The following is a 23,371-nucleotide window of genomic DNA, read 5'->3' as shown; positions in this document are numbered from 1 at the left end:
TCCCCCCACCGCTAGGCAGGGGGAAGGGAGTTGATCAATTAAACCAACTAGCTTAGGCCAGCCACTCCAGTACTGCTTCTTCCTTGGTATTGGTGCGGCGTTCGGGGGTTTCACGGGTAAACTTCATGTGAATAGCGCGGTTTTGTTCGCCATCTGCTGCCACTGCCAAGATCGGGAAGTCAATGAGGCCATCTTGGAAGGACATCTGGAAGCGGAAGGTGCCATCAGGATTCAGTTTGATGGGGCGCCCACCAATCGTGACGGTGGCATCTGGCTCCGTAGCGCCATAGACAATGAGTTCGGCGTCGGCCACTAACCAGAATTTGCGCGGACGAATTGGTGCTGCCGACGCTGAGAAACCAACGCCCGACATGGTCAGACCTGAAACCGTCGGCACAGCCCATAGCCCAACCCCAGACGGGAAGACATAGGAACTAATGGCCATTGCCGGCAACTGGGAGATGGAGCCGGGAACTTGGTGCATAGAGCCAAACAGGGAACCTGCCACTCGCTGTGCTTCTGCCCCTTCGGCCATGGCAAAAATGCCTTCGTAAATGGGACTGGGTTCGCCGCTGCTGGCCAAGGGTGCCCCCAGATCAAAGAGAGTTTTGCCCCGTAGATCCATGTCCCAATCCACTGTAATGAATTGATCCCAGACCCAATCGGAGGGGTAGGTGGGGGGAATATGAACGGGGGCAGAACGGGCTAGAACCAACCAGCGTCCATCGGCACAGCGGTAACCAATTTCCACCACATAGTCGCGATCGCTCACAGGAATCGGTAGATACCACTCCCGCGCCAACTCATCGCAGGGGTACTCCTGGACACTGTGGGGAATTTGATTGTCGAGGTTGATATTGGTGACATCGTAAAGCCGCAGAGCCAGTTGCTGACCCCCTTGCCGCCGCAGTTCTTCGCGGTGCTCGTTGGGCACATCCCAATAGGCGTAGGCCCACTGGGGATCGCGGGGCATCAAGACAATGCGGCTTTCACCATAGCCACCGGGCAAATCCCCGAGGCCTTCATCCACTGAGGCCAAAAGCACATCCTCTTGAGCAGGACCGAGGTCAAACTTTGCTGCTTCCACTTTTTCTTGCGACTCCAAGCTAGAGGGGACAGGTTGTACAGAAATGGTGGTGGTTGATCCGTTGGCTTGCGCCTGTTTTTCACGGATAGCAGCGAGGAGTTGATCTTTGCGCATACGGCTATAACGGGGTACTTGCAGTTCACTGGCGACGCGCCGTAACTGCCGCAATGTCATTTCTTCTAAAGGGGGGCGATCTTTCGGCATGGGTGCCTCCTTATCGTGGGTTGATAGACAGGGCTATCCTTTGCCCTTGATCTTTGGCAAAAAAGCTTTGGAGCGTCAAGGGAATTGCGACATTCCCCTAAGAGTTTATACACAATTTATCCCTTTGCGGAGATCAGATGTCAGGATTTTATAACATTGATGCAGTATGGGGATCACGATAGCGGTTTGTAATCCCTTTTGGTACCAGCGGCAAGGGAGTATAGTGAAAAAGGATGGATTCCTGCACTCTCCCTAGGAATTGTGCGACGTAACTGATACCCTGCCAACTGCTATGACGATCGCCCCTAGCCGCTCCCTCGCTGACCGTTGCCGTGCTGATTTTCCGATTTTGGCGCGACAGGTACACGATCGCCCCTTGATTTATTTTGACAATGCTGCCACTTCCCAGAAGCCCTTGGCGGTTCTCCATACCCTTGAGGACTACTACCGTCGCTACAACGCCAATGTCCATCGGGGCGTACACACCCTCAGTGCTGAGGCCACCACGGCTTACGAGGGGGCACGGGAGAAAGTGGCGCGTTTTGTCAATGCTGCCCATCCCGAGGAGATTGTCTATACCCGCAATGCCAGTGAAGCGATTAACCTTGTTGCCTACAGCTGGGGCATGAATAGCCTACGGGAAGGGGATGAAATCATCCTGACGGTGATGGAGCACCACAGCAATTTGATTCCGTGGCAGTTTGTTGCCCAGAAAACCGGTGCTCGCCTCAAGTTTGTGGAACTCACCCCAGAACAAACATTGAATCTGGAGCACTATGAAAGTCTGTTGAGCGATCGCACCCGATTGGTGGCTGTGGCTCATGTCTCAAACACGCTGGGGTGCCTCAACCCGATTCCGGAGATTGTCCGTCTTGCCCATGCTAAGGGGGCGCGGGTACTGGTGGATGCTTGCCAAAGTGTGCCTCATCTTCCCGTTGATGTGCAGCAGTTGGGCTGTGATTGGCTTGTGGCCTCTGGTCATAAAATGTGTGCACCCACAGGGATTGGTTTTCTCTGGGGACGCGCGGAGCTGCTGCGGCAAATGTCCCCTTTTTTGGGTGGTGGCGAAATGATTGCCGATGTCTTTCTCGACCATGCCACCTATGCCGATATTCCCCATAAGTTTGAGGCGGGAACGCCCGCCATTGCTGAGGCGATCGCCCTGGGTGCAGCGGTAGATTACCTTAACCAGTGGGGGATGGAGCACATCCATGCCTATGAACAGGAACTCACGGCCTATCTCTTTGAACGCCTCCAAGAGCTTCCCAGCGTCACAGTGTATGGCCCAAAGTCGGGCGATCGCGCTGCTTTGGCCAGCTTTACCGTTGGTGAGATTCACCCCCATGATCTTTCGACCATTCTTGATCAGGCGGGGATTGCCATCCGAGCGGGACATCACTGCACACAGCCTTTGCACCGCCATTTAGGGGTTCAATCCACGGCACGGGCAAGCCTCTATTTCTACAACACCCGCGCTGAAATTGATCAGTTTATTACTGCCCTTGGGGAAGCGATTGACTTCTTTAGTGATGTCTTTGCCTAGAGCTTGAGGCTGAGGAGTTCACTGGCTTGGGCGTGAAAACCGGCATCAGTGAGGGCAACTCGGGCGCGATCGGCATCCTCAACTCGAAATTGCGGCCCTAGGCGAACGTACTGGGCGTGGTAACCGTCGGTTACTTTGACCACCACCGGTACCTTGGGCATCTCTCCCACCTGTTGTTTGAGCACCTCCGAGAGACGATTTTGGGCTTGAATGTCCCCTGCCTGTTCCACGGGTAAATCCACCAGCACTAGTTTCACCTCTTCAAGGGGTTCAGCATCTTCAATCAGCAGTTGGGGGCGATCGTCGCGCATCTCTAGAGTTCCCCACAGCAACAGGCGCTGATCAGACTGCAATTGTCTATGAATGCGCTCGTAGGCTTTAGGAAAAACCACTGCTTCTGCCTGACCCGTGAGGTCTTCCAATTGGAGAATGGCCATCCGCTCACCGCGCTTGGTGGTAATGGGTTTGAGTGCAGTCAGTAGGGCAATCACACTCACCATTCCTTGACTCGTGTGCTGTTCCAGATCCGCCAAGCTAATGGGGGCAATCATAGCCGCTGGTCGGTGAATATCCTTAAGGGGATGGTTCGACACATAAAATCCCAGCAGCTCTTTCTCGTAGCGGAGCTTTTCCGCATCTGGTAAATCATCAACCGGCGGTGCACTGGGCGCTGGATCATCACCCGCCAACATATCGAAGAGAGTCACTTGCCCCACCGCCCGATCTTTGGCGCGCGCCTGTGCCCACTCCAGCACAAGGGGCAGATCCTGCATCAGTTGGTTGCGGTTGCGCTGGGGATGGAGACTGTCCATGGCACCACAGGCAATTAGGGATTCAAGGGCACGACGGTTGAGAATGCGACTATCCGTAATCCGTTTACAAAAATCCGCCAAACTTTGAAAATCGCCCTCCTCTGCCCGTGCCTGTAAAATAGCCTCAATCATCCCCTGACCCACATTGCGCACCGCCGACAGACCAAAAAGAATTTTGTTCCCCACTGGCGTAAAGTCAATATCCGAGCGATTCACATCGGGGGGCAGCACCTCAATCCCCATGCTGAGGCAGGTGGCAATATAGCGTTGTACCTTGTCTTGGTCGCCACTGTTGGCCGTCAGCAACGCCGCCATATACTCCACAGGAAAGTTGGCTTTGAGAAAGGCTGTTTGGTATGTCACATAGCCATAGGCTGTGGAGTGAGACTTGTTAAAGCAATTGGCGGCGATCGCTCCATTGACCAAGAGAAAATTGTGATCTCCGGCCAAACCAATGTCATAGACCGCTTGCCAACCCACTAGGCGCCGGCCAACAATCTTCACGTTTCAGTTGTCCCCACACTGCGCTTTTTATTCTAATCGTCGTACGGTGTCGCAAGCAGGAATGCGCACATCCCGCAATGGCATCCTCCTCAAACACTGGTAGTGAGCCGTCAACCAATCGGGGGTTTGCACACCAATACTCGCTAGGGCGGCCACAGTGGGAAAAGGCCACAGCCGCTCAAAGATGACTTCTCCTTGCCAGTCAAATTGCAGAAAATAGCAGCCCACGGGTGCTTGCAACTGATCTAACAGTCGTCGTCCGAGGGCATAGAGAGTTTGGCGCTGGCGATCGCTAGCATGGATTGGTAACTGCCATGCCCCTTCAATGCAGCCAATAATTTCGCCAAAGAGCGTCCCTTTTGCTGTTTGCGCCAGTGGTAACTGATAGAGACCTCCTGTCCCTGTCCGTATCCCCCACTGACCAACCAAGGAACTCAAAGATAGAGACTGCTGCCAAAGGTCGGGGGTCAAGGGTGCCCACTGGGTGAGGCTATAGTCAAGCACTCCAGGCTGCGGAATAACCTTGATCGCAGCATCAAGAGGACAAACCGCAATTTCGGCACTGCCCTGACACTGTTGCAGCAGTGGCACTACTTGCGTCACTACTTGATCAGCAGACAGCTCTGCCCCCGTCGGCTGCGCCGCACACCAAATCCGGATTTTCAATCCTCCCATCCTCCTGCTACGAAGGCGGCCAACCAGCGATCCTTGAGCGCGGTGTACTGTGCTACCTGCAAGAGAATCGCCTCCGTCAAACTCTCATTGTAGGTATGGGCGGTTCAATTGCGATCGTCCACCATTTGCAATGCTCAGCGGGTGTCCTTTCAAGTAAGTCGGCCAAGAACCAAGCCAGCACAGATCACTCCTTTGCTGAGGCAATGTCGAATCCTTTGCGTTCCCGTAGATATAGCTGTGCTGCTTTCCAGAGAGCCTCTAGAGTAGAGTCAAATCGCTAAATGGCGGTATCACAATGGTATTTGTCGGCCCACTGAGGAGCAGTTCCTGCAAACTGGCCAGCGCCCTTTGCCCAACCACGAATCCTTCCCTGAGCTAATTTACGCAATTCCCGCTGCAAGGACTCCGATCGCAAGGCGGCGGACACTGCTAATCCATCTACCACCTCTAGGTCAGAGCTTTAGCGGAGGGTGCCGCGGACAGCGCGTAGACCTTGAGGGGAAGCTCTGTGAAAAAGTCCTCTAGTATATTTTTGAGTTCCCACGGATCTTCACCGGCGGCAGTCAAGCTTTAATTTAATTCCTAGCCACCTAGGTATTAAAGCTGGGAATCAGGCCAACGCGAGCTGGTTGTAATGAGGGAAATCCCTGCTGCTGCTGACGGGCTTGGGCGGCCAAAAGGACTTGCAAATTGCGCAGTTCGGCACGCAGTTGGGCGTTTTCTTTTTCAAGGCTTTCAATCTTAAGATTGACTTGACTGAGCCGCTCACTAAATTTTTGCCGATAAACTTCAGGCATTTCTTGAATGACGCGCTCTAGCATCTGGTTGCGATCGCTCAATTCAATCACTTGAGCTTTCAAGTCATTCATTTGCGCTTCGCGGCTTTGTGCCTGCTGCTGGTAGGCAAGAATCTGCTCCTGATAGGCCGTGATTTGTGCTTCCACCTGTTGCACCTGTGCCTGCAATAACTTCAGGGCTTCGGCATGGGCGGCCTCGGCTTTGCGAGCTTGGTAAAAACGCACAAATAACTCAGGATGCTGCACCATGAGTTGATAGAGTTCCTCTGAGAGTTGCTGCACGAGTTGATCTCGTACTAGGAGTTCATCGGCTAAGTTGAAGGAAGTATCGTTCACGGCGGCTACTCTCCAAGGGACTGTGCTGTGGCAAATTCTACGCTGCTTCTGATCCGCTCATGCAAGATTTGGAATTTTCCACCTACCATCAACCGGTGCTGGCAACTGCAGTTGTTGAGGCTCTCCAACCCAAGGCCGGGGGGCTGTACTTGGATGCAACGGTAGGCGGGGGTGGACACACAGCGCTTTTATTACGGGCGGAGCCGACCTGTCGCGTACTGGCAATTGATCAAGACCCAATGGCCTTAGCAGCGGCTCAGGAGTTCCTTGCCCCCTTTGGCGATCGCGTCCAGTTTTGGCAAGGCAACTTTGCCGATCTGGTTGTGGCTGAGCCAATGTTTGACGGCATTCTCGCCGATTTGGGAGTCAGTTCTGCCCAGTTGGATTGCCCAGAGCGGGGCTTTAGTTTTCGCTTTGATGCCCCCCTCGATATGCGCATGAATCCCCATAACCCTTTGACAGCTGCAACGGTAGTCAACCACTACAGTGAGCGAGAACTGGCGGATATTTTCTATAAGTATGGAGAAGAACGATTTGCCCGCCGCATTGCCCGCCAAATTGTTGCCCGTCGTCCCCTTGGAACCACCCAAGAACTGGCGCAGTTGGTTGCCCACTGCCTCAAAGCTTCTCCCCGGCAACGCATTCATCCCGCCACGCGGGTTTTTCAGGCTTTGCGGATCTATGTCAACCAAGAGCTAGCAGTGCTTGACCAATTTTTGGCGCGATCGCCCCACTGGTTAAAGCCCGCAGGACGCATTGCCGTTATTAGTTTCCATAGCCTAGAGGATCGCCGGGTCAAGCAGGCGTGGCGCGCCAATCCTCTCCTAGAGGTTGTGACTCGTAAACCAATTGTGGCGGATGCGGCGGAAGTAAGCCTCAACCCGCGATCGCGCTCAGCAAAGCTACGAATTGCGACGCGTGCTTTTGCATGAATTGCCTGCATGATGGTTTATTTATGGGTATCTTTACAGTGGGTCATAATCTTTTAGGGTAATAAATTGCTGAGGAGTGCTGGAGTCTATGGTTGCTGCCCCTAAATTCAAATCCCGATTGATTCCCCAATCATCGCCAGCTCTGACGGAAATTCGGCCACTCCCCAGGCCACAGATGCCCCTTTGGCAGAAAACTTTGCTGGGGATTCAATGGGTTTCTGGGGTGGCGGCCAGCGGTGTCCTCGTGGCCGTGCTTCCTCTCTATGGTTGGTCAGCCCTCTGTGAACAGCAGTGGAGTCAGGCCTATGACCGCTTGGAAACCCTAAAACGGCAAGAGCGAGAGCTACTCGTGAGCAATGAAACCCTACGCTATCGAGTGACGCAGCAAGTGCAGCGCGCGCCCCAAGGTCTTGTGCCCCAAACGCCGCAACATATTCTTTTTGTGCCCAATGAGGGCAAGATTGCCGCCAAAACAGATTTTGAGCGGCCACCTGTAATGACCCCACCTCAGCGCACCGTCAATTACTGACCGGTATGAGAACAGCTCGCCCCCAAAACCAATCCTTGCCCCCCCTGCGGGTTGGCCTGATCTTCGGCTTTTTACTCCTAGTGATGGGGGGCGTGGTTGCCCGCCTAGTTTATTTGCAAGTGGTGCAGGGAGAAACCTTAGCGGCACGGGCACAGCAACAACAACGGCGCTACACCCCGCCAACCTTGGCACGCTACCCAATTACCGATCGCCGGCAGATGGTTGTTGCCCTAGATCGGCCAGTGTTTACCCTTTTTGCCCATCCGATTCAATTCAAAGTGGAGCGACCAGCGATCGCCCGCGATCTAGCTCCTTTACTCAAGCAATCTCCAGAGCAACTGTTGGCCAAATTCAGCACCTATCCTACAGGCGTCCCCATAGCCTACGACATTGACGAGGAAACTGCTGCCAAAATTCGCGCCCTCAACTACGATGGCCTAGAACTCAACCAAGCGTGGCAGCGCATTTATCCCCAACAGGACCTCATGGCGGGCATTGTCGGCTATGTGGATCGAGAGCATCAAGGCCAAGCGGGGATTGAGTTTAGCCAAAACGAGTTTTTACAGGTTCGCAGTAGCCGTCAACTTCTCTCGATGAATGCCTTGGGTCAGTGGTTACCGGCTCTTGCCTCTGCGGATCCACGCGCTTTGAGTCAGGGGTACCATGTGCGCCTTACGATTGATAGTCGTTTGCAACAAACGGCACGTCAAGCCCTGCAACAGCAGTTGCGCAAATTTAATGCCAAACGGGGCACGGTCATTGTCCTAGAAGTGAAAACTGGGGCACTGCGGGCATTGGTCTCAGAGCCTTCCTACGATCCCAATTATTACTATCGTGCTGATCCAGCCCTGTTTCGCAACTGGGCGGTGTCGGATCTCTATGAGCCGGGATCAACCTTTAAGCCCATCAATGTTGCGATTGCCCTTGAACTCAATGCTATTACCCCTGATACGGTGCTGCCTGATGAGGGTCGGATCACGGTGGGGGGCTGGCCCATTCAAAACAGTGATTTTAGCGAACGGGGTGGCCGGGGTGCCCTCAGTATTGCCCAAATTCTTGCCTATTCCAGTAATGTGGCCATGGTGCACATGATGAGCCGCATTCCAGCCCGCCACTACTATCGCTACTTGCATCGCTTGGGACTGGCCAAGAAGGTGGGCAGTGATCTCCCCTTTGAAACCGCTGGCCAATTAAAGCCTCCAGAACAATTTATTAATTACCCCATTGAACCGGCAACGACGGCCTTTGGCCAAGGGTTTTCCCTGACACCTCTACATCTAGTGCAACTGCTAGGAGCGATCGCCAATGGGGGGGAGATGGTCACTCCCCATGTCATTGATGGCCTCTACGATGAAAATGGCCAACTGCAAAAACGCCTTGAACAACGTCCCCCTCGGCGGGTTTTTTCGCAGCGCACCAGTCAGGCGGTAATCAAAATGCTCGGAGAAGTCGTGCGCTCTGGCACCGGTAAGACGGCACAGATTCCCGGCTATCGCTTGGGGGGCAAAACGGGTACAGCGCAAAAGGCAATTGGCGGTACCTATAGCAATTTGCGTATTACCAGCTTTGTTGCTGTTTTTCCCCTAGAACAGCCGCAGTACGTGATTTTGGCGGTGGTGGATGAACCCAAGGGGGATGATGCCTACGGCTCAACAGTGGCGATTCCAATTGTGCGGGCGGTTACAGAGTCACTGATTACGATTGAGGGGATTCCCCCCTCACATCCAGAGGAATTGCGGCACGTCGCTGCACCCGCTTCGGTGTCACAATAGGGAAAAACAGTGCAAAAGGACGGTATGATTCAACGGTTTTTTGCCACAACGTTGGCTATTCTTGTGGTTTTGCTGGGGGGGTGTTCAGCCACCAGTGGACTCCAAGCCTATGTCGATAGCTACGATGGTTATCAATTTCTCTACCCGCGCGGCTGGGTACAGGTACAGGCTAAAGACCCCGTGGATGTGGTCTTTCACGATATTATCGAAACGACAGAAAACGTCAGCGTTGTTGTTAATACTGTGTCGAGCACAAAGTCCCTTGAGGAATTGGGGTCGCCAGAGGAGGTGGGCGATCGCCTGCTGCGGAATATCATTGCCCCCAGTGAAAGCGGACGCAGTTCTGCCCTAATTTCCGCTAGTTCCCAAAAGGCTGATGATAAGACCTACTATATTCTGGAGTATGCTGTCACCCTGCCGGGGGATAGGGAGAATGCTCAGCAGCGGCACAATTTGTCGAGTATTGTTGTGAGCCGAGGCAAGGTCTATACCTTGAGTGTGTCAGCTCCAGAAGAACGCTGGCCAAAGGTGGAAGACCAATTTAAGACCATCGTGTCCTCGTTTACCGTATATTAAAATTAAAAAAAGAATCGGGGAGTTAGCTCAGTTGGTAGAGCGTCGCGATCGCACCGCGAAGGTCAGGGATTCGAGTTCCCTACTCTCCATACCTTTATTCCATTATTTTTTAACCAATAACCGCTGGAGTTCCTCTTGGCGATAGGCATTGAGCCAGTGAGGAAGGGTGAACTCGTTGCGATGGAGCCACTGGGCAATTTAGGGGCGGCTGTGGACAAGCCCTTTCAATCCTTGGCTCCCTCAGGGAGGGTAGCACCTCTGTCACAAGTCCCCTTTTGATTTTTTTGATGTTAGCGAAGTCCTTGGGTTGGAAACATGACGGGAATATTGGGATTGACCCAGACTTGACAGTTGAGGTCGGTACTGGGTGGCAAAAACGGAATTGGGTTGCCTGCGGCAGCGGTGACTTCTGGCAGATATTCAAAGGGTAGGGCATCAAATTGACAGGTGTAGGCGCCATAAATCATCTGTCGGCAATCGCCTGAAAGGCGCGCTACGCGATCGCACAGGATCAACTGATAGCCAAAGCTACGACTGGCATTGCCCAACTGATTGATTAGGGCAAAACGCTGTAAGTAGGACAGGCGTCCCCAAGCCGCGGCAGAGACAAAGGCTTCCACTCTGCCCCCTGGTCTCCCTATTGCTGGAAAGGCCTGCCAGCGTTGAATGACTTCGTTACCCAACTGCTGCACTGCCCACCACAGACTGGGTACCGTTAAGCCCACTGCTGAGGGTTGCTCGCTGACCACAACTTGTTTTTCATTGACGGGCATGGCAATCGCCGCTGCAACCGCTAGGGGTAAGTCTTCTGTAGGAGTATTGGCAGCCGCTTTGAGGGGAGGCAACATCAACAGCGCGATCGCCCCCACTGCACTCAACCATCGGCCACTGAACTGAGGAGGGGATAGCGTTCTCATTGGTCTTGAGTGATGAAGGAGAGGACACCATTGCACCATACCAATGTAAATCTAGCTATGAATGGGTGAATCTGCTGCTACTTCCTGCTTCCCCGAGGCGGTTTCACCACCATCGCAGTGGCAGCTAGCGCCTACCTCACCACAGGCTTGCTGTCTTACAAGTGCAGCCCAGCCTTGAGTACATCGAGGAGACTATTTCCCCCCCAAGCAAGGGCAACAAGAATTGAGGTGGTCACGGCTAAGCCAATCAGAGAAATGACTACCCCTGCCAGACTAATTAAGCCATCCTCATCCAAAAGACCAAAGCCAATCGTAAAAATGCCCATGGCTGGAATAGTGTTCGTGCCGGGAATGGGCAAAATCATTGAGATCGCCATTAGCGACACCGCAACTCCTAAACCCAAACGTCCACCTCGGGTGGCGCAAATGGGGCGCAAGCGGGGACGGGAGATCAATTCAATCCGTCGCAGCCAAGGCAAAGCTGTGCGCACAATCTTTTGAATCTGGGATCGCGGCATCGTGCGCTTGAGCAGCCGGGGGGGCAACCAAGGGGTTGAGGCACCTACAAGCAATTGCCAGCCCAACAGTAGCAGCACAATGCCAAAGGGGGTGGAGTAACCGGGAGCTGGAATGGGCAGCGCCGACGGCAACGAAAGAACGGCCAACAAAAAGCCGAAGGTTCGCTCTGCAGCCAACTGAAGAATATCCCCTAAGGACACCAGTTGCTGCGTTAAAACCTCTCCATCGCTGGGGGTGGGCACAGGACTCAAAAAGGCACGTTCGAGGTCAGTGGACAGTTTTGCCATAAAAATTAATTAAAAATTAAGAAAGCGTGGAAATGTTGCCACTGCTAGGATACGCTAGAGTGATTGTAAGTTATGCCGAATACAGTTGACAGGCGCTCCTCAGGCCGCGAGCAAACTGAAGAAATGGCAACCCCATCTGACTTACCGACAGAGTTGCACTTGATCACCCCCCGGCGAGCGCTGGGAAAGATTTATCTCGACTGGACACCCCAACCCGGCTGCCATGTGGATCATGAAGGGGAAACCTACACGGTGTTAGAACGCCGTCATCGCTACTGCTTTCGTGGTGGACGCTATCAACTGGAAAAAATCGCCCTCTATGTGCAGCCCAGTGACACCACTAGCGATCGCCGGCTGGTCAATGGCCGGTGGGTAATTGGAGACCCTTCCTGTCGCTGGAATGCCCTTTCACCTTTGTTGCGCTGTGCTGTGAACCCCCAAGGCTCCTGCCCAGACTGTTTAGATTACCAGTCGCGAGAGCCTTAAAAAGCCCCTCCCTAGGAGGAGCATCGGGGGGTAGAGCGAGCCAAAAACAGTTCGCCTACTGCACAGGAGGCGTCATATAGGATGTTTCCGGTAGGACAACTTTCACAGGTTCAACGTGCCAGATGTCTTGGCAGTACTCGCGAATGGCGCGATCGCTAGAAAATTTGCCCATCCGTGCCACATTGAGAATAGACATTTTTGTCCATTGGGCTTGATCTTGATAGACCTGAAGCGCGTGTTGATGGCAGTCCACGTAGCTTTGGTAGTCTGCCAAGAGGCAATAGCGATCGTTTTGCCAGAGGTGTTCAACAAGCGGACGAAAGAGTTCTGTATCCCCATGGGAAAAATAGCCAGAACCAATTAGGTCAAGGACTCGCTTCAGCATTGGGTTACCATTGGCAAACTCCCACGGACGGTAGCCGTTGCGCCACAATTCCTGTAATTGCTCCACCGTGTGGCCGAAGAGGAAGAAATTTTCTGCCCCCACCTCTTCGCGAATCTCCACGTTGGCACCATCGAGGGTACCAATTGTCAACGCCCCATTGAGAGCAAACTTCATATTCCCTGTGCCTGAGGCCTCATAGCCCGCTGTGGAAATTTGCTGCGAGAGATCCGCTGCTGGATAGACCCGCTGTCCTAAAGTCACATTGTAATCGGGTAAAAATACCACCTTCAGGCGATCGCGCACCGCTGGATCACGGTTAATCACATCGGCCACTGAGTTAATGAGCTTGATGATCAGCTTGGCCATGTAGTAGCCCGGTGCCGCCTTACCGCCAAAAATAAATGTTTGGGGCACCATGTCCAGCTGGGGATTGTCCTTCAGCATCTGGTAAAGCGTAATCACGTTGAGGACGCAGAGGTGCTGCCGCTTGTATTCGTGGATGCGCTTCACCAAAATCGAGAAGAGAGAATGGGGGTTGACCGTTACCCCGACGCGATTGCTGATATATTCCGCAAGGCGTTCTTTGTTTTTATATTTTACCGCTCGCCACTGCGCAGTAAATTCAGCATCCTCTGCCCAGGGTTCCAATTGTCGCAATTGCTCCAAATGCTTGACCCAATCTTCACCAATGCGCTCGGTAATTATACGGGTTAATCCCGGATTGCTGAGCACTATCCAGCGGCGGGGGGTAACGCCATTGGTTTTATTGGAAAATTTCTCCGGCGTTAGCTCGTAGAAATCCTTGAGCACCGTTTGTTTCAAGAGTTCTGAGTGCAGTGCCGCCACCCCATTGATGGCATGACTCCCCACTGCTGCCAAGTGTGCCATGCGCACATAGCGACAGCCACTTTCATCAATAATTGACAGCCGCCGCAGGCGATCGTTATCCCCCGGATATTGTAGGCGCACTTGATCGAGGAAGCGTTGGTTAATTTCGTAGATGATTTGCAAGTGGCGGGGCAGCAGTGAGCCAAAAAGATCTAACGGCCATTTTTCCAATGCCTCCGGCAAGAGGGTGTGGTTTGTGTAGGCAAAGGTCTTGCAGGTAATGTCCCACGCCTGATCCCAAGGCATGAGATGCTCATCCACCAATAGGCGCATCAGTTCAGCCACGGAAATGGCTGGATGGGTATCGTTCAACTGGACAGTGAACTTCTCATGGAAGCGACTGAGATCGTTATTTCCCAATTGCTTGTAAAGGCGAATCATGTCCTGCAGGGCACAGGAGCAGAAGAAATATTGCTGCATCAGCCGTAGTTCTTTGCCCTGCAATTGCTCATCGTTGGGGTAGAGCACCTTGGTGATGTTTTCTGAGGCAATTTTTTGATTGACGGCACCGTAGTAATCGCCGGTGTTAAAGGCCTGAAAGTCAAAGGACTCTACTGCCTCTGCCCGCCATAGACGCAGCAGATTGGCGGTATTGACCTTGTAGCCCAAGATGGGTGTGTCATAGGCCATGCCCTGAATTACTTGGTGGGGTTCCCAGACCACGCGATAGCGTCCCTGATCGTCAGTGTAGCTGTAGGTATGCCCGCCAAATTTCACTTGCAGGATTAACTCTGGACGGGGAATTTCCCAAGGGTTGCCGTAGCGTAGCCACTTATCCGTAATCTCAACTTGCCAACCATCGCGAATTTCTTGGTCAAAGATGCCATATTCGTAGCGAATGCCGTAGCCAATGGCGGGAATTTCCAACGTGGCAAGGGAATCCATATAACAGGCAGCCAAGCGCCCTAGCCCCCCATTCCCCAGGCCAGGCTCCTCTTCCTGATTCAGGAGTTCCTCGAGATTCAACCCTGTTTGGCGTACAGCTTCCTCCACCGCCTCATAGAGTCCGAGGTTAACTAGGTTATTGCCAAGGTGCGGCCCTAGCAAAAATTCGGCTGAGAGATAGCAAACGGTGCGACTTTCTTGATCGCGATAAGTTTTCGCGGAATTCAGCCAGCGCAACAGCAGGCGATCGCGTACGGTGTAGGCCAATGCCAAATAGTAATCATTTTTCGTCGCCACTTCGGGAAATCGGCCCTGGATAAAGAAGAGATTATCCATAAAGGCGCGGCGCAGGGTTTCAATACTCGTACCGGTGCGGTCGTCTTCCGTCAGCACCGCGGGACAACCGGGCGGAATGAGACTGGTCATTGGAGAAATCCTCGCAAAGAATTAACGCGATATAATCAGCCCTTCCCTTCTGTTTTACCGCGATTGCTAAAGATTCCCTGCGAAGTACAGAATCTTTTTACTAGCAAAGGGGGCAAGCCTTTCCCTATGTTATTGACCTTGGGGAAACACTTGACAAGTGAGTTCTTCCTCAGCTTCTAAGGGGTCAGGTGGAGGGGGACTGTCAAGGGTAGCGTCTGGGGCTTGGCTTTGTTGATAGCGTTGATAGAGTGTACTCAGAAGTTTGATCAGGCGATCGCCCCCACTGGCATAGAGGGGATCATCCGGCAAACGCGCCAAAGCACTAGTCATCTGCATCTGTAGGAGCTCTAGATCACCATAGCGGCGAGTCAGACGTTGCAGTAAATCAATGAGGGTAAACCGCTCTAGACTTTGGGGATGAACCGGCTTAGGGGTCAACAGGGCAGCCACGAGGAGTTTCATGTGCAAGGGGGTACAGTAACGAGTCACTTCTAAGCGCAACTCGTAGAGTTCTGCAGTGCTGAGGGTTGGTGCCTCAATGGTCAGTGTTGTTGTAGGGGATTGAGTGTAGAGGGGCACCAAAATTTGCAGCAGTGCTGCTGAGAGAACCTGATAGGCATGTGCTTTATTGAGACTATTGACAATGGCAGTTAGGCGCTGTCCTAAGAGGGTGGGGGTTTTCAGTTGTTCAAGGATTTGGATGAGTGCCTGTTCCACATCGCTGAGGGTCCACGACGGCGCCTGGGTCGGCCACTGATTCTGCTGAAGAGCATACAGTAGCTTAAAAAGGCGGCTGTGCTGGGGGTGCTGGAGGATTTGTTGGGCAGCGGTGGCAGTCGTAGAAGTGGTTGGGGTCACAGGTTTGCTAAAGATCCCTCAGCGGGTATTTTAGCAATTTCCCTCGGCTGCAATCAATTAATTGCAATTTAAGGGAGATTGTCAAAGCCTCTGCTAGCATTGGGGGAGTCTAGGAGTGACAGAATTGGTGTGAAAGAGCTTTTTCGTAGCCTTCAGCAGCATCTCAATGAGATAGTTGTCGGTCAAGGGGCGATCGCCCAAGGGTTAATTGTGGCGCTCCTCGCCGAAGGCCATGTCATCCTTGAGGGGGTGCCGGGAACCGCCAAAACCCTTCTTGTGAAGCTGCTCGCTCGTCTTATTGCAGCGGAATTTCGCCGTATCCAACTCACGCCCGATGTCCTCCCCGCTGATATTCTCGGTACCAGTATCTTTGACTTTAATAGTCGCACATTTCGCCTGCGCAAGGGGCCAATTTTTACTCAAGTGCTGCTGGCGGATGAAATTAACCGCACCCCCCCCAAAACCCAAGCAGCTCTCCTAGAAGCTATGGAAGAACGGCAGGTGACCCTAGACGGCACCACCCTTCCCCTCTCCGGTTTATTTTGGACAGTGGCCACCCAAAACCCCCTAGAGTTTGAAGGCACTTATCCGCTGCCGGAAGCCCAACTCGATCGCTTCCTATTCAAATTAGTAGTGCCCTACCCGGAGGCGGCCTCCGAACGGCAAATGCTCGAGAATGTCCTTGCGGGGTTTGAAGCTCGGGATCTCGATCAACTGAATGTGAAGCCATTGATTACGGTTGAGCAAGTTTTGGCGGCACGGCAACAAGTGCGGCAAGTCCATGTGGAGCCTGCAGTGCTCGATTACCTGTTGGCCTTGGTGCAGGCCAGTCGTCAACATCCAGAACTGCTGTTGGGGGCTTCCCCACGAGCGGCGATCGGCTGGTTACGTGCCACTCAAGCACAGGCCTGGTTAGAGGATCGCACCTACGTTACCCCTGAAGATGTAAAGGCGATCGCCACCCCACTGCTGCAACACCGTTTGATTCTCAAGCCCGAAGCTCAGTTAGACGGCATCACAATTTCCCAAGTCATCCAAGGTATTCTCGCTAAAGTTGCTGTCCCTCGATGAAAGCACCTGCTAGTTACCAGTTTGGTCGCCATCGCCCCCGCTGGGTTCCCACCGTGCGTTTCTATGGCCTGTTGCTCCTAGGGATACTCTTTGCTTTCCTGCCAGCAGAACTGTGGCCAATCGCCGACGTGGTTCCCCCAGGAGTACTGCAGGAACGGTTGCGCTATTGGTCTTTGGGGTTAGGACTGGTGCTGATGGTGCTGTACGATCTGGTGCTTTTCGGCGTGTCTGTGTGGGACTACATCCGTATGGGTCGCTGGCAGATTACCCTAGAGCGCACCTGTGAGTCACGGCTCTCCATTGGTCGGCAAAACCCGATTCGCCTCAAGCTACACACCTGTGGTGAGGTTTCCTTGAGGGAGCAGATCTGGGTTGAACTCTACGACGATGTGCCTGCTGAGTTTACAGGCGATACTCCCTACTTTGCCTTTATGGCACTTCCCCAGAGGACGCTGGAACTCCTGTACCATGTGTTTCCCCCACGACGCGGTGCCTTTCAATGGTCAGGCTGTGATGTGCGTCTGCGCAGTTCTTGGGGTTTGGCGTGGCGACGCTGGTTTGCCCCGCTTGTCACTGAAGTGGAGGTCTATCCTGATTTAATCGGGTTGCGATCGCTTTCGATTCGCCTCAGTTTAGAGTCCAGTGGCAGCTTACGGCGACGACGCTATGCCTTAGGGGGAACCGAGTTTGCGGAATTGCAGGAGTACCATTTGGGGGATGATCTGCGCCTCATGGATTGGAAGGCCAGTGCCCGCCGAGGACGACCGCTGGTGCGTGCCATGGAGCCAGAACGGGATCAAACCCTCATCATTCTCTTGGATCGGGGACGCATGATGACTGCTACTGTAGCGGGTTTGAAACGCTTTGACTGGGGCTTAAACGCGGCATTAGCACTGGCTTTGACGGGCTTGCGACGGGGAGATAAGGTGGGCTTGGGGATTTTTGATCAGCAACTGCATACCTGGATTGCTCCCCAAAGTGGGAATTCCCATCTCGGGCAGATCCTCCATCAGGTCTATTGCTGTGAACCGGTGCTTGCAGAATCCGACTATGGGGGAACAGTCAGTGCAATTTTAGGACACTATCCCCGTCGTGCCCTTGTGGTGGTTCTTACGGAAGTGATTGATGAAGTCGCCTCCCAAGAACTACTCGCGGCCATGGCTCGCCTCACCCCCCGTTTTTTATCCCTCTGTGTTGCTTTGCGCGATCGCCACATCGAAACCCTTGCCCACCGCCCTTTGAGGCCACAGTCATTGGCTCCCGTGGATCAAGTTGCCAGCCTCTATGAGCAGGCTGTAGCCCTCGATCTGCTGCATCAGCGACAGCGTGCTCTTACCCACCTTGAACAACAGGGGGTTCTTGTGCTCGATGCGCCAGCAGATCAGGTGAGTGAGCAACTGGTGGATCGCTATCTGTTGCTAAAAGCCCGTGGCCGACTCTAGGTTTGGCTAGGCTCGATGACGCTCCTATCCCCCGTTTCTGGCAATGGCTGTAGGGGTGGGCGATCGCCCGTTGGTGTTGCTAGAAGGAGGGGTGTCGCGGTCTGTGCCAGTCCACAGGTTGCCCGCAGACGCGCTTGCAGCAGTTGACTCACCACTTGGCGTCGAATAAATTCCTGCTCACTGGCTGGGAAATCTGAACGTTGTGGTTTCATAGACTGCCTCCCATTGACCGTTGTTCACGGTACACAGGCTTCCGTGCGCTTCCCCCATCAAACAGATGATAGGCCTCACCTCAATCATAAGGCGATCGCTCGCAATTGCAAAAGTGACGACGAAAATGCCGTGGGATTTGTGGGAATTTGCGAACACTATTGCAAGGACGACACATTTGGCGGGGAGGAGAAGTGGCGTTTCCGCTGCCAAAACTCGTAGATTACCTTGCCAGCGTGAATGACAACATAAAGTGTCACTCCACTGAAGACAAAAGGCATGATCTTCTCCAACCAAGGAACATGGCAGCCAAAGCGAGCGAGGGCAACCGCCAAGACATCATCCAAAAGACTGATTAGCAAGGGGAAAAACTGCCGCAACAGGGTAAAAATCTCTGACGAATAACCATCGCTATCCATAAAATGGTTCTCGGCTAGGTTGATGCAGAACATGGACTGAAGAGACGTTAATTGATAGTGATGACCTGTTCAGCACACAGGCGTCATCTCTCGTCATGGTTAATACCTTATAGTCATTGAAAACACTGAAAAAATTCATCAAAAAATTAATCATCTTTATTTACATACTTATGGTGGCTAGATGGATGTCCAGTTAAGCTTGCTGTAGCTTCTATTTTGATTTTTGCCAGTATTTTCAAGAGTGGCTAAAACTGTTGCTCTTAGGTTATTCAGGCTACCATTGCTGTGGCTGAGAGGTCTTGAAAATGAGAGATTTTGAAATTATTAACAACCGTAACATCTCTATTATAAACAACCGCCAGCAACTGGAGAACAGCTGTAATTTGTTGTTACATCAGAATGCATTCCAAACGTCATTATCTAGGATGAAGGTAGTAGCAGCGGCAGGTGCCCTATGAAACAGTTGTTCAGCCAGCGGTGTTGGTTTGCAATGCTATTGGCGATCGCCACAGCCACAGGATTTGAGCGGTGGGGATTGGCGCAAAATGAAGCCCAGCAACTGCGCGATATTATGCAGCGATTGGATACCCTGCAACAGCGCTATCAGGCAGCCGTTAGTGAGCTAGAGGTAATTCGCAAAACGCCCTTTGGCGGCGACAGTCGTCATGTTATTGCCCTAACCAACCAGATTGAGCAGTTGCAAAAACAGGGGAATTATGGCGCAGCAGTGGCACCGTCGCGGGAATTAGTGGCGATCGCCGAGCGGGTCTTAGGAGCCAATCACCCCACGGTTGCCGCTACCTTGAATAATCTTGCTGTTACCTACAAAGAATTGGGCAACTTTAGTGAAGCAATTCCCCTTTATCAGCGCAGCTTAGCTATCCGTGAAAAAGCCAGAGGCGCAACTCACCCTGAGGTGGCCACCAGCCTCAATAACCTCGCCAATCTTTACACCGATCAGGGTAACTACGGCGAGGCCTTACCTCTTTATCAACGCGCCCTAGCAATTCGTGAACAAACCCTTGGCAAGAACCATCCCGATGTGGGCTTGAGTGTGCACAACTTAGCAGTGATGTACCATTTGCAGGGCAGCTTAGCCACGGCATTGCCCTTGTATCAGCGCAGTCTGGGGCTACTTGAACCTGCCTTGGGGCAAGAACATCCCCTAGTGGCAACGGTGTTGAATAACCTTGCTGAACTCTATCGCGCTCAGGGCAATTATGGGGCGGCGCTTCCTCTCTATCAACGCAGTTTAGCAATCCGCGAAAAGGTTCTCGGCACAGATCACCCCGATGTAGCTACGAGCCTCAACAATCTCGCTGAACTGTATCGGGTACAGGGCAATTATGGGGCAGCGCTTCCTCTCTATCAACGCAGTATCGCCCTGCGGCAGCGCACCCTTGGAGGCGAGCATCCCTACTTGGCGCTGAGTCTTGCTAATTTAGCAAAAGCCTACTGGGCCCAGGGAACCATCAATGAGGCTTTAACCGCTCTCAACCATGCTCTTGACATCGAAGAGGTCAACCTCAGCCGTAACCTAGTGGTTGGCTCTGAGGAATATAAACGCAACTATCTGGCAACGTTTCAGGACTCAACCAATACAGCCATTGCCTTCCATTTGCAAGGGAATCCCCAAAATCCAGCAGTGGCCAACCTAGCGTTGACAACCATTTTGCGCCGCAAAGGTCGGTTGTTGGATGTTTTGGCAGCAACGGCCAGTCGTCTGCGCAGTCAACTGGATGCATCCAGCCAGCCGCAACTGGATGAACTCATTCGGCTGCGAACCCAGATTGCCAGCCTTACATTTGTCCGCGATCGCCCACCCCTAGCCAGCCAAATTAGCCAACTGGCACAGCGTGCCAACCAACTGGAGGCACAACTGGTGAGCCAAAATGCTAATTTCCGTTTAGAAGTTACCCCCGTTACCCTAGGTGCGGTACAGCAAGCAATTCCCGCCCATGCCGTGTTGCTGGAATTTATTGAATATGTCCCCTACAACCCGAAAACCAACCGTTGGCAAGCCCCCCGCTACGCCCTCTATGCCCTGAAGAATAGTGGCGCTCCCCAATGGCGCGACTTGGGCACTGTGGCGGAGGTGAATCCCCTAATCAAGGCAGCACGACAGGGAATGGCGGATCCAAGATTGCCGGCTACGGTAACTAAGCCCTCTTTGAAGGCAGCCTATGAGCGCCTCTTGGCTCCTCTGGAATCCTTTCTCGCAGGCAGTACCCATCTGCTGGTGGCTCCCGATGGCCAGTTGAATACCCTATCCTTTGAGGCCTTGGTGGATCGGCAGGAGCGCTATCTGGTGCAGTCCTATACAATCACGCTGCTGACTTCAGGCCGCGACTTACTGCGGCTACAACAGCGGGGTAAACCCGCAAATCCCCCCTTGGTAGTAGGGAATCCCACGTTTAGTCAGGGGAGTCGTCGTGCTGGAGCAGGTAGTCAGCGGGGGATAAACCCGCGATCGCTGGATTTGCGCAGCCTCACATTCACCGAATTGCCGGGGACGGCCACCGAGGTAAAAGCCCTGAGTACGCTTTTGCCGCAAGCCCAAGTGCTCACAGGCAGCGATGCTACGGAAACGGCGCTCAAAGCAACCCAGCGCCCGCGTATTCTCCACTTGGCTACCCATGGATTTTTCTTAGAAAGTCCACCCCTGTCTTCCCAAGTGCTGCAAAATACCCGTGGTCTCAATGCCTATGTCCCCTTTGGTGGTGAAAACCCCCTCCTGCGCTCTGGCCTTGCGCTGGCGGGCTTCAATCAACGGCAGAGTGGGGTGGATGATGGCGTGCTAACCGCCTTTGAAGTCACCGGCATGAACCTCGATGGTACGGAGTTAGTGGTGATGTCTGCCTGTGACACCGGACGCGGCGATATTCTCAATGGCGATGGGGTCTATGGACTACGGCGAGCCTTTACCTTGGCAGGGGCACGTACTCAAGTGAGTTCTCTCTGGAAGGTGGATGACACCACCACCCAACAACTCATGGTTGCCTTTTATCAAAACTTAGCGGCAGGCAAGGGACGCAGTGAAGCCCTACGGCAAGCGCAGTTGCAGTTAATCAATGACCCCCGTAAGCAAATTCCCTATTTTTGGGCGGCGTTTGTCAGCAGTGGTGAGTGGCGCCCACTTCCCTAGACCCTAAGCCAGGGGGTAATTGATCGCGGTTTGTAGCTGTATCCCTAGGGGGCGATCGCGATCAATCCAGAGAATTGCCCCCTGCTGACGCAGTGGCGGCTCTCCCCAGAGTACAGTGACACTGCCAGGGGGCAAAGGCTCAGGGCTCGGCCATTGACCAGTGAGCCAGACAAGGGAATCAATGGGATACTCAGCATAGGTTTCGCAGGGGGCGATCGCCGCCAGTGCCCGCAGTACCGTTGATTGACCGTGGAGCATCCCCGTGGCGGGACTCCAAAACTGCACAGGAATTTGCTGTTGCAAACTGTAAAGATAAAGACTGGCCGCCGCAATCACCGCCTGCTCAAAGTCTTCTCCGCTCCAGTGGGGACGGGTATCAAGGGCAACGGTCACCGCATTGCCGCCGCTAAAGGTGTCAAACTCGCGTACCCGCAGCTCGCCATAACGGGCACTGGTGCGCCAATGCACCAAACGCAAAGGGTCTCCCCAGCGGTAGGGACGTAATGAGCGGGTAATCCCCTCTTGAGCCACGTGCAGATGATGCTGGCGATCGCGCCACTCTTGGGAAATCTCTTGCCCCAGTTGATCCAGTAAAGGACACTGTTGCAGTTGCAAAACCGGTGGATAAACCACCACCTGTTGCGGCACCGGAAATGAGCGCTGACACCAAAAGAGTCCCAGAGGGGCAGCGGTGCGGAGGCAAAGTTGCTGCCACTCATAAATCCCCCGCCGCGGTGGAATGAGATCGTACTGCCAAGGAACAGTTTGTTGCGGCAACAACTCCTCAATTGCTTGCTGGGGAAATTCTCGCTGGGTGGCTGACCAGAGGCCCCGGGGAACAGGGTCAATCACTTGCAGGTCATGGCGGGGTCTTTGGGTAACATTTGTGAGAAAGACCGTGAGGCGCAGGCGATCGCCCGCATGCACTGGATCCGCCTTAGCTCGCTCCAACACCAATCCCCGCAAGTACCGAGGCGGCAGGATCGCGGCCACCAAGAGCAGACCAACAATGATCCCTGTAATGACATAGAGCCAACCCGCCATCGAGTTAATGGCTGCTGCAAAGAGAAATAAATTCATGCCCAGCAACAGCAGTCCCGCATAGGCAGGGGTTACCCAGCGTTCCTCTAAAAACTGATTGAGACGACGCAGTTTCGTCATCGGAATGTTGGTCTTAAAAGCGATGCGACTCAACAGGCAATAGGCTGGGAAAGGAGTGGGCAAGCAGTTGTTGAAAGGCTTGACGCAAGTCCCCCTTGACAAGGACAGGATCAAACCGCTGCACCAATTCCCCGCGATCAAAAAAAAGAAGGGTTGGTAAGCTTTGCAATTGAAAGTGACGACTCAAGGCAAAGTTTTCATCAGCATTGATTCTGAGAATTTGCAACCGCTGCGGCAGTGATTGCTCCAGTTGATCCAGCAGGGGATCAATGAGGCGGCACAGGCCACACCAAGGGGCCCAGAAATGTACAATCACAGGCCCAGGAGCACTGCGAATTTGCCGCTGAAATCCTTCAAGACTAAGTTTCTGAATGCCCTTCACGTTTGTTATCTCGTTTTGTCTTGGGATCATGGTAACAGCCAGCGGCAGTTTTGCAGTAGGGATTTGCGGCGATAGAATGCCGTAGGATCAAAAATAGCTTAGACAATTTAGACAATGATGCCC

The 23,371-nt window shown here is 53.3% G+C and carries 22 protein-coding genes and 1 tRNA gene; 10 read left to right on the top strand and 13 right to left on the bottom strand.

Annotated features, from left to right (window positions below; translation table 11 throughout):
* Positions 1-52: 52 nt before the first annotated feature.
* A complete protein-coding gene (locus P3X23_RS09565) occupies positions 53-1,291 on the bottom strand; it encodes a DUF4912 domain-containing protein (protein WP_300875951.1) in 1,239 nt (412 codons plus the stop codon).
* A 292-nt stretch (positions 1,292-1,583) separates the two neighbouring features.
* On the opposite strand from P3X23_RS09565, the gene P3X23_RS09560 reads away from it, so the two are divergent.
* Positions 1,584-2,834, top strand: coding sequence for a SufS family cysteine desulfurase (locus tag P3X23_RS09560; RefSeq protein WP_300876038.1), 1,251 nt, complete (start codon positions 1,584-1,586; stop codon positions 2,832-2,834).
* Here P3X23_RS09560 and P3X23_RS09555 read toward each other — a convergent pair.
* From P3X23_RS09555 to P3X23_RS09540, 4 genes are all read right to left on the bottom strand, one after another.
* Positions 2,831-4,150 (bottom strand): OB-fold nucleic acid binding domain-containing protein, encoded by a 1,320-nt coding sequence (locus P3X23_RS09555; RefSeq protein WP_300875948.1) that lies wholly within the window; start codon positions 4,148-4,150, stop codon positions 2,831-2,833. The two genes, P3X23_RS09560 and P3X23_RS09555, sit on opposite strands and share 4 nt — an antisense overlap.
* Positions 4,151-4,177: 27 nt before the next feature.
* A complete protein-coding gene (locus P3X23_RS09550; RefSeq protein WP_300875945.1) occupies positions 4,178-4,816 on the bottom strand; it encodes a hypothetical protein in 639 nt (212 codons plus the stop codon).
* Between the two features lie 286 nt (positions 4,817-5,102).
* Complete coding sequence (locus P3X23_RS09545; RefSeq protein ID WP_300875942.1) at positions 5,103-5,252, bottom strand: hypothetical protein; 150 nt, start codon at positions 5,250-5,252, stop codon at positions 5,103-5,105.
* A 163-nt stretch (positions 5,253-5,415) separates the two neighbouring features.
* Positions 5,416-5,958, bottom strand: a complete 543-nt coding sequence (locus tag P3X23_RS09540) for an Npun_F5560 family protein (RefSeq protein WP_300875940.1) — start codon at positions 5,956-5,958, stop codon at positions 5,416-5,418.
* 59 nt (positions 5,959-6,017) lie between these two features.
* Here P3X23_RS09540 and rsmH point away from each other — a divergent pair, with 59 nt between their 5' ends.
* The 5 genes from rsmH (at position 6,018) to P3X23_RS09515 (ending at position 9,856) form a co-directional block, all read left to right on the top strand.
* Entirely contained in the window at positions 6,018-6,890 is an 873-nt protein-coding gene (rsmH, locus tag P3X23_RS09535) for a 16S rRNA (cytosine(1402)-N(4))-methyltransferase RsmH (protein WP_300875937.1), read from the top strand.
* A gap of 88 nt (positions 6,891-6,978) precedes the next feature.
* Positions 6,979-7,419, top strand: coding sequence for a hypothetical protein (locus tag P3X23_RS09530; protein WP_300875933.1), 441 nt, complete (start codon positions 6,979-6,981; stop codon positions 7,417-7,419).
* Positions 7,420-7,424: 5 nt separating this feature from the next.
* Positions 7,425-9,191 (top strand): penicillin-binding protein 2, encoded by a 1,767-nt coding sequence (locus tag P3X23_RS09525; RefSeq protein WP_300875930.1) that lies wholly within the window; start codon positions 7,425-7,427, stop codon positions 9,189-9,191.
* A 24-nt stretch (positions 9,192-9,215) separates the two neighbouring features.
* Positions 9,216-9,767, top strand: coding sequence for a photosystem II reaction center PsbP (gene psbP, locus P3X23_RS09520; protein ID WP_300875928.1), 552 nt, complete (start codon positions 9,216-9,218; stop codon positions 9,765-9,767).
* Between the two features lie 16 nt (positions 9,768-9,783).
* Positions 9,784-9,856 (top strand) — tRNA-Ala (locus P3X23_RS09515).
* 201 nt (positions 9,857-10,057) lie between these two features.
* On the opposite strand, the gene P3X23_RS09510 is transcribed toward P3X23_RS09515, so the two are convergent.
* Both P3X23_RS09510 and P3X23_RS09505 read right to left on the bottom strand, forming a co-directional pair.
* On the bottom strand, positions 10,058-10,684 hold the full coding sequence (locus P3X23_RS09510; protein WP_300875925.1) for a hypothetical protein: 627 nt from the start codon (positions 10,682-10,684) through the stop codon (positions 10,058-10,060).
* A 155-nt stretch (positions 10,685-10,839) separates the two neighbouring features.
* A complete protein-coding gene (locus P3X23_RS09505; protein ID WP_300875922.1) occupies positions 10,840-11,490 on the bottom strand; it encodes an exopolysaccharide biosynthesis protein in 651 nt (216 codons plus the stop codon).
* 123 nt (positions 11,491-11,613) lie between these two features.
* On the opposite strand from P3X23_RS09505, the gene P3X23_RS09500 reads away from it, so the two are divergent.
* Complete coding sequence (locus P3X23_RS09500; protein ID WP_300875920.1) at positions 11,614-11,976, top strand: DUF6464 family protein; 363 nt, start codon at positions 11,614-11,616, stop codon at positions 11,974-11,976.
* Between the two features lie 55 nt (positions 11,977-12,031).
* On the opposite strand, the gene P3X23_RS09495 is transcribed toward P3X23_RS09500, so the two are convergent.
* Positions 12,032-14,560 (bottom strand): glycogen/starch/alpha-glucan phosphorylase, encoded by a 2,529-nt coding sequence (locus P3X23_RS09495; protein ID WP_300875918.1) that lies wholly within the window; start codon positions 14,558-14,560, stop codon positions 12,032-12,034.
* Between the two features lie 129 nt (positions 14,561-14,689).
* Positions 14,690-15,418, bottom strand: coding sequence for a hypothetical protein (locus P3X23_RS09490; protein ID WP_300875915.1), 729 nt, complete (start codon positions 15,416-15,418; stop codon positions 14,690-14,692).
* Between the two features lie 129 nt (positions 15,419-15,547).
* Here P3X23_RS09490 and P3X23_RS09485 point away from each other — a divergent pair, with 129 nt between their 5' ends.
* A complete protein-coding gene (locus P3X23_RS09485; protein ID WP_300875912.1) occupies positions 15,548-16,489 on the top strand; it encodes a MoxR family ATPase in 942 nt (313 codons plus the stop codon).
* Positions 16,486-17,931, top strand: a complete 1,446-nt coding sequence (locus tag P3X23_RS09480; protein WP_300875909.1) for a DUF58 domain-containing protein — start codon at positions 16,486-16,488, stop codon at positions 17,929-17,931. Before P3X23_RS09485 ends, P3X23_RS09480 begins: the two co-directional genes overlap by 4 nt.
* Here the strand turns inward: P3X23_RS09480 and P3X23_RS09475 are convergent.
* Positions 17,928-18,143 carry a hypothetical protein gene (locus tag P3X23_RS09475; protein WP_300875906.1) on the bottom strand — a complete coding sequence of 72 codons (216 nt, stop codon included), beginning with the start codon at positions 18,141-18,143 and terminating at the stop codon, positions 17,928-17,930. The two genes, P3X23_RS09480 and P3X23_RS09475, sit on opposite strands and share 4 nt — an antisense overlap.
* A 156-nt stretch (positions 18,144-18,299) precedes the next feature.
* The gene (locus P3X23_RS09470; protein WP_300875903.1) at positions 18,300-18,560 is read right to left on the bottom strand and encodes a hypothetical protein; all 261 of its coding nucleotides are present in this window, start codon (positions 18,558-18,560) and stop codon (positions 18,300-18,302) included.
* Positions 18,561-19,014: 454 nt separating this feature from the next.
* Here P3X23_RS09470 and P3X23_RS09465 point away from each other — a divergent pair, with 454 nt between their 5' ends.
* The gene (locus P3X23_RS09465) at positions 19,015-21,705 is read left to right on the top strand and encodes a CHAT domain-containing tetratricopeptide repeat protein (RefSeq protein WP_300875900.1); all 2,691 of its coding nucleotides are present in this window, start codon (positions 19,015-19,017) and stop codon (positions 21,703-21,705) included.
* A 3-nt stretch (positions 21,706-21,708) separates the two neighbouring features.
* Here P3X23_RS09465 and P3X23_RS09460 read toward each other — a convergent pair whose 3' ends face one another.
* Positions 21,709-22,866, bottom strand: a complete 1,158-nt coding sequence (locus P3X23_RS09460) for a DUF58 domain-containing protein (RefSeq protein WP_300875898.1) — start codon at positions 22,864-22,866, stop codon at positions 21,709-21,711.
* Positions 22,867-22,879: 13 nt separating this feature from the next.
* Positions 22,880-23,248 (bottom strand): thioredoxin domain-containing protein, encoded by a 369-nt coding sequence (locus P3X23_RS09455; RefSeq protein WP_300875895.1) that lies wholly within the window; start codon positions 23,246-23,248, stop codon positions 22,880-22,882.
* Positions 23,249-23,371 lie beyond the last annotated feature (123 nt).

The organism is Thermosynechococcus sp. Uc (assembly GCF_029335995.1).
Lineage (GTDB): Bacteria > Cyanobacteriota > Cyanobacteriia > Thermosynechococcales > Thermosynechococcaceae > Thermosynechococcus.
Note: the sequence above shows the minus strand (reverse complement) of the source record. Positions and strands in the feature narration are given on the sequence as shown.